Origin of the sequence: Planomonospora alba (assembly GCF_039534085.1) — a bacterium.
GTDB lineage: Bacteria > Actinomycetota > Actinomycetes > Streptosporangiales > Streptosporangiaceae > Planomonospora_B > Planomonospora_B alba.
Map to the genome: position 1 here is coordinate 1 of NZ_BAAAUT010000118.1, position 6529 is coordinate 6529.

The 6529-nt window shown below is 74.4% G+C and carries 5 protein-coding genes; 1 reads left to right on the forward strand and 4 read right to left on the reverse strand.

The features are described 5' to 3' along the window. On the reverse strand, nucleotides 1-981 hold a 981-nt coding region (locus ABD823_RS33955), incomplete at its 3' end, for a histidine kinase N-terminal 7TM domain-containing protein (RefSeq protein ID WP_344866983.1). 200 nt (nucleotides 982-1181) lie between these two features. Beyond that, on the reverse strand, nucleotides 1182-2423 hold the full coding sequence (locus ABD823_RS33960; protein WP_344866985.1) for an EAL and HDOD domain-containing protein: 1242 nt from the start codon (nucleotides 2421-2423) through the stop codon (nucleotides 1182-1184). 561 nt (nucleotides 2424-2984) lie between these two features. On the opposite strand from ABD823_RS33960, the gene ABD823_RS33965 reads away from it, so the two are divergent. Then, nucleotides 2985-5171, forward strand: a complete 2187-nt coding sequence (locus tag ABD823_RS33965) for an ATP-binding protein (protein WP_344866987.1) — start codon at nucleotides 2985-2987, stop codon at nucleotides 5169-5171. A 208-nt stretch (nucleotides 5172-5379) separates the two neighbouring features. On the opposite strand, the gene ABD823_RS33970 is transcribed toward ABD823_RS33965, so the two are convergent. Next, the gene (locus ABD823_RS33970) at nucleotides 5380-5622 is read right to left on the reverse strand and encodes a DUF7455 domain-containing protein (RefSeq protein ID WP_344866989.1); all 243 of its coding nucleotides are present in this window, start codon (nucleotides 5620-5622) and stop codon (nucleotides 5380-5382) included. Between the two features lie 126 nt (nucleotides 5623-5748). After that, nucleotides 5749-6529: sensor histidine kinase (locus ABD823_RS33975; RefSeq protein WP_344866991.1), on the reverse strand; the 781-nt coding region annotated here is incomplete at its 5' end.

The window sequence follows — 6529 nt, forward strand, 5'->3', positions numbered from 1 at the left end:
GGCGACGAAGGCCCAGCCGATGGTGGTCTGGCGGCTGTCGCGCAGCGCGCTGACGCGCACGTTGAGGTCGATGGCGCGCCCCTGCGCGTCGGTCACCGTGTGGTCGAGCTCCATGCCGTCGCTGAGGGGGATGCGGCCGAAGACGTCGGTGCCCGCGAAACCGGTCAGGCGGATGGGCAGGCCGGGGGCCAGCTGGCGGATCAGGCGCTCGGCGGCCGGGTTGAGGTCGAGGATGCGGCCGGTGCCGTCGACCGTCATGACCATGTCGCCGATCATGTCGAAGACGTGGGTGCGCTCCACCGGGACCAGCTCGTGCAGCGAGCGCCGTACCAGGGTCAGATAGACGATGATCGTGGTCGCGCAGAACCCGACCGGCGTCAGGTAGTCGACGCGCGCCACGCCCATGGTGCTGACGACGTTGAGCAGCAGCGGCGGGAGGGTCGCGAGCAGGGTGGAGCCGTACAGGCCGCGCTGGGAGCGCGGGCCGCGCAGCCACGCCCGCACCAGGCGGCCGATGCCGACGGCGAGCAGGGTGTAGCTGTAGGCGGTGTGGGCCCAGAACAGCGGGCCGACGCCGCCGTACGCCAGCTCACCGGTCCGCGGACCGGTGATGAACAGGTGGTGCCAGGGATCGGTCAGCAGCGCGACCGTGACGAGCGCGGGCTCGGCCGCCAGCCACCGCAGCAGGCGCCGCGCCGGCCGCCAGGCCCGGTCGGCCACCGCCAGCGACAGGCAGTAGAAGCCCGCCGGCATGACGCAGACGGCCAGGAACTTGGCGAGCAGCAGCGGGAGGGCGACCCGCAGGTCGTCGTCGAGGAGCAGGATCCCGTCGAGCACGGACCAGGCGCTGATGGCGGTGGCGAGCACGGACAGCGCGCCGACCGCGGGGGTCACGTGCCGCCGGTACCAGCCGGACACCGCCACGGCGAGGGACATGAGCGCCGAGAGCATGAAGACAAGGGCCAGCAGTGGCTCCGTCATCCCGTGTCCCCTCTCATTCCGTGCCGCCGACGCTGAACTCCCATCGGCACGCCTGCGGCCCGACATGAGCGGTTCACCACCCCCTTCCTCACGGAAGGTGTGTGAGAAGCCACGCACGGTGGGCTCGGGAGCCGTGACAACGGAAAACGCCCCGGCACTCGCCCCCGCGGAAGGGGGACGGGCCGGGGCGGTACGGCGGGTCAGACGCTGGTGATGATGTTCATCGACCAGTCGACGGCCTTGAGGTAGGCGTGCGCGAGGTCCTCGGAGCCGGACTCGGCGGAGTCGGGCAGCACCCCCGACTCGTAGGCGCGGGCGGTGGTGACCACGCTGCCCAGCGGGCCGCCCTCCTCGACGATCGCCACCGACACGTCGTTGCTGAGCGCCAGGTGCTCGATCAGGTCCTCGGCGGGCACGCCCAGCAGGTCGGCGATGCCGCTCAGCAGCCCCACGGTGAAGGCCTTGTCGCTGGGCAGGCCGAGGGAGCGCGACAGCAGCTGGCAGAGCCGGGCCCGCATGAGGACATGGGACATGCGGTCGTTGTCGAGTCCGCTGTTGTCCGCGCCGACCACGTCGCTGAGCAGCATCAGCGTCACCCAGTGCCGCAGCCGCTGGGTGCCGAGGATCACGACGGCGTCGTTGATCGACGAGATCTGCTGCCACAGGCCGCTCGCCGCGGAGTTCGCGGCGCGCAGCACCCGGTAGGACAGGGCCGGGTCGCAGGTGATGATCTCGGTGATCTCCTCGAAGTCGCCGGTTTCGTCGGTGAGCTTGCTGATCAGCTCCAGGTGGCGCAGCCGGCTGGGCTCCAGGGTGTCGAGGGACAGCACGCGGGGCCGGCCCAGCAGGTAGCCCTGGAAGAGTTCGAACCCGAGCTCGCGGGCGAGCGCCAGGTCCTCCTCGGTCTCCAGCCGCTCGGCCACCAGGCGCACGTTCTCGTAGGTGCGGCAGGCCGTGACGCGCTCCCGCAGCAGGTCGGGGTCGACGCCGGAGACCTCCAGCTTGACGTAGGAGGCCACCTCCAGCAGGCGCTCGTGGCCGTTGCCGAGCACGAAGTCGTCGAGCGCGATCGCGAAGCCCTGGTCCGCCAGGGAGCGCACGCCGTCGATCACCTGGTCGTCGATGGGGACGGTCTCCAGGACCTCCAGCACGACGGAGCCGGCGTCGAACGGCAGCGGCAGCTCCCCGACGAGGAACTCCCTGGTCAGGTTGATGAAGCACAGGTGAGGTCCGGCGAGCCGCTCCAGGCCGAACTCGCTGAACGCGTTGACGATCACCTGGCTGGTCGCCTCCGCCCCGCGCGCGGTCGCTCCCCTGGCCTGCGAGTGGGAACGGAAGAGAAGCTCGTAGGCCACCAGGGCGCCATCGCTGTCGTGGATGGGCTGGCGGCCGATGTGGATCCGGTGCCAGCCGCTCTCGACCGGCGCTTCGGCGGAATGCATACCACATTCATCGTCTGACCTTGGCTTCATGTGAGGAATCTCCACGATGAACAGCGGTTTCATCTCCCGGGCGTGGAGATGCACGCTACCGCCGCACCCCGTGCCCGGGCACGCATCCGCCGGAGTGCGGCGCACGGGCCCGCCCTCCCGGGGCCCCGCCCCCCCGCCGGGCGGCCCGCCGTCCTCCCCCGGACGTACGGCCCGGGGATCCCAACGATGTACGGCCCGCGGCCCGGCCTCGTCCCGCGGCCGGTCCTCCCGGGCGAAAGGTGCAGCCGCGTGATCGTCAGCGTGGCCGAGGCGCGTCCCCGCGGGGCGGCGGAATGATCGTCTCCGTGCAGACACCACCCGTCCGGCCTGACCGGCCCCTCCGATCCCTCCGGGGCCTCCGGTCCCCGACCGGCCTCCGAGCTCTTCCCGGTCCCTGACCGCTCTGCGGATCCCTCCCGGTCCCGGCGGCGCGCTGGCCGGCCGCCGGGTCCGCGGCGTACCCGCCGGTCACGCGACGTCCCCGGCCCGCTCCGCCGTTACCTCCGCCGCCCGCGGGGGAGGAGAGCGCGTGTGACAGCGCGTGCGACGCCGGGGTCACCCGCCGGGGAGGGGGCTCCCGGCCGGGACGACCTGGGGGCGCTGCGGGCGGCGGCGCCGCGCCGCACTCTCGTGTTCGCGGTGCTGTACGCGGTGGCGGTGCTCGCCGGGCGGCTGACCATCATCGAGGGGGCCGTGCTGGGCCTGGTGTGGCCCGCGGCCGGGGTGGCGGCGCTGTGGTTCCTGGCGCAGCGGCACGTGCGGCCGTTCTGGCCGGACGCGGCCGTCTTCGCGCTGGTCACGTTCGCGCTGAACGTGTGGACCGGCGCCTCCCCGGTGCTCGCCGGCACCTTCGTGGCGGGAGGGCTGGCGCAGGCGTGGGCGTTCCTGCTGCTGTGCGCGCGGCTGTTCCCGGAGTGGTGGCCGTCGGGCGGGATGGGCCGGATCGAGCGGGCCCGGCAGCTGTGGGCGCTGCTGCTGGCCGCGGGCGGGAGCGCGCTGTGCTCGACGGCCCTCAGCCCGCTGGCGGTCTGGATCGTCGGCGACCGGTGGTCGGCCCTGACCGCCTCGGTGTGGCTCGTCCGCAACGCCGTGGGCACCGTGCTGGTCGCCGGGGCGGGCCTGTGCCTGGCCGCCCGGTTCGGCCCGGGCGCAGGCGGCGCCCGCGTCCTGGCCGCGGTCCGGGACGAGCTGCGGCGCGCCTCCGGCTGGCGGATCGCCGAGTACGGGGCGCTGGCGGCGGCGTCCGTCGCGGCGTACGCCCTGGGGTTCGGCGCGGCCCACGGGCTTCCGCTGGCGTTCCCGCTGCTCGTGGTGACGGTCTGGGCGGGGGTGCGCTTCCCCACGGCCTTCGTCGCCGTGCACAACCTGCTCGTCGGCGCGGCCGCGCTCCTGTTCACCCTGTACGGGCACGGTCCTTTCGCCACGATCGGCTCGCCGGCCGCCCGGGTGCTGGTGGCGCAGTCCTTCGTGGCGATGGTCGCCGTGGTGGGGCTGGTGCTGGCGCTCAACCGCGACGACCACCACAGGCTGCTGCGCCGCCTCGCCTCCGCGGAGGAGGCGGCGTCGGCGCAGGCCGGGCTGCTGGCCACGATCGTCGACGCGATGCACGACGGGGTGGTCGTGGTCGACGCGCGGGGGCGCTTCCTCATGCGCAACCGCGCCGCCGGCGACCTGCTCGACGCGATGGGCGCGCCCGCGGCCGGACCCGCGGAGGTGTCCCCGGTCGCCGCCGGGGAGCCCGGCGGGCGCGCGGGGAACGGGGGCCAGGAGGAGCGGGTGGACGTCGAGCGCTTCGGCCTGTTCCACCCCGACGGCAGGCTCATGACCGACGAGGAGCTGCCGTACCGGCGGGTCCTGGCCGGGCACGAGGTGACCGACACGGACATGCTCGTGCGCAACCCGCTGTTCCCCGAGGGCCGCGTCTTCAGCGTCAGCGCGGCCCGCCTGCCCGGCGTCGCGGACGACGCGCCGGCGGTCGTGGTGGTCTTCCACGACGTCACCGCCGAGCGCCGCGACCGCGACGAACTGGCCGCCTTCGCCGGGGTCGTCGCCCACGACCTGCGCAACCCGCTGACCGCCGTCGAGGGCTGGGTCGACGTCCTGGCCGAGGAGATCGAGGACGCGCCCGGCGGCGCACCGGCCGGAGCCGAGGAGAGCCTGTCCCGGATCCGGGCGTCCGCCGCCCGCATGCGCAACCTGATCAACGACCTGCTCGTCCACACCGTGACCCGTGACGTGGCGCTCGCTCCGGAACCGGTCGACCTGGCGGAGGCCGTGCGGGAGATCGTCGACACGCGCGGGGACGACGTGGCGGCCCGCAGGGCCGGCCGGCCGGAGCCCCGCTTCCACGTCGACGCCCCGCACCGGGTGCGGGCCGACCCGGCGCTGCTGCGGCAGCTGCTGGACAACCTGATCGGCAACGCCGTCAAGTACGTCGCGCCCGGGACGGCGCCGGACATCACCGTCACGTCCGCGCCGGCGCAGGAGGGGTGGGTCCGGGTCGAGGTCGCCGACCGGGGCATCGGCATCCCCGCCGGGCAGCACGAGGCGGTCTTCGAGAACTTCCACCGCGCCCACCGCGGCGGCGGCTACACCGGCAGCGGGCTCGGCCTGGCCATCTGCCGGCGCATCGTGGAACGGCACGGCGGCGTCATCGGCGTCGCGGACGACCCCGGCGGCGGCACCCGCTTCCACTTCACCCTGCCCGCCGCGCCCTGAGCCGGGGGGCAGGGAAGGGGCCGGGAATGGAACCGGCCCCGCGGCCGGTGCCCGCTGCGGAGGCACGGCCGCGAGGCCGGGGTCGGTGGCGCACCTGCCGGGGCGGAGGCCTCCGGGCGGTGCGGCGCCGGTGCGGTGGGGTGCCGGCGCGGCCGGCCGCCGGTCCGATCGGCGGCGGCCCGGCCGGTGCCGGACCGGTCGCGCCGGGTCAGTCGGCGTTGGCCGACAGGCTCGGCTTCTGGTTGATCCTGCGCCGCTCGTCGTAGACGGCCACGTACGGGTACTCGGTCGTCAGGACCCGCTCGTGCCTGCCGTAGTGGTGACCGCAGAACAGCAGGTCACGGTTACGGCGGAAGATGACACGGACGAATGCCTGCGCGCCGCACTGGTCGCAGCGGTCGCTGATGCGCAGCGGGTCGGTCTGCGGGATCATCTCGGCCGTGATCGTCATCTGTGCCCCCATGCTTTTCTCTCTGTGCGGTCGGTACGGGCGATCCCCCTCCATATCGGCCGCCGGGGACCCCACCTGAGAGGACGGCCGGAGGCGGTGCCCGAGCCCGCCCCGGCGGCGGCCTGCCTAGCGGTGGCCGGGGCCGGGAGCGGAGTACAGCGGGCCGCCGCCGCTCTCGCCGGTGCCGTCCTCGGCGGCGCCGCCGCCGTCCGGGGCCTTCGGCGCGACGGGGAGCGTGAAGACGACGCGGGTCCCGCCGCCGGTGTTGTCCTCGGCGTGGATCCGGCCGCCGTGCCGTTCGACGACGCGCCGGCAGATGGCCAGCCCGAGACCCGTGCCGGGGTAGCCCTCGCTCCCCCGGCCCCTGCTGAAGGGGGCGAAGACGGCCTCGTGCTGCCCGGCGGCGATGCCGATGCCGTGGTCGGCGACCGTGACGCGCCACATCCTGCCGTCGCGCTCGGCGCCGACGTCGATGCGCGCGGCGCCGCCGTGCCGGACGTACTTGACCGCGTTGCCGATGAGGTGGTCGACGACCTGCCGGAGCAGGTCGCGGTCGGCGGTGACCACCGGCAGGTCCCCGAGGTCGACGTGCGGCAGGTCCTCGGTGAGGTGCGCGGTGCGCTCCATCACGACGTCGGCGACGAGCCGGTTCAGGTCGACCTCGACCGGCTGGAGCGGCACGTCCCGGGCGGAGGCGTAGGTGAGCAGGTCGTCCACCAGCCGCCGCATCCGGCCCGCGCTGCGCCGGATGCGCCTGAGCCAGCCGCTCGCCTGCGGGTCCGCGCCGCCGAGCTGGTCGTCCACGAGCTCGGCGTAACCGGCGATCACGGTGAGCGGGGATTTCAGCTCGTAGGCCGCGACCGCGGCGAAGCGCTCCAGCTCGTCCTGGCGTTCCCGCAGGCGGGCC

Bases quoted from the DNA above. Each gene is read 5' to 3' on its own strand.
- ABD823_RS33960 (WP_344866985.1), bottom strand. From the start codon at position 2,423: ATGCATTCCGCCGAAGCGCCGGTCGAGAGCGGCTGGCACCGGATCCAC.
- ABD823_RS33970 (WP_344866989.1), bottom strand. From the start codon at position 5,622: ATGACGATCACGGCCGAGATGATCCCGCAGACCGACCCGCTGCGCATC.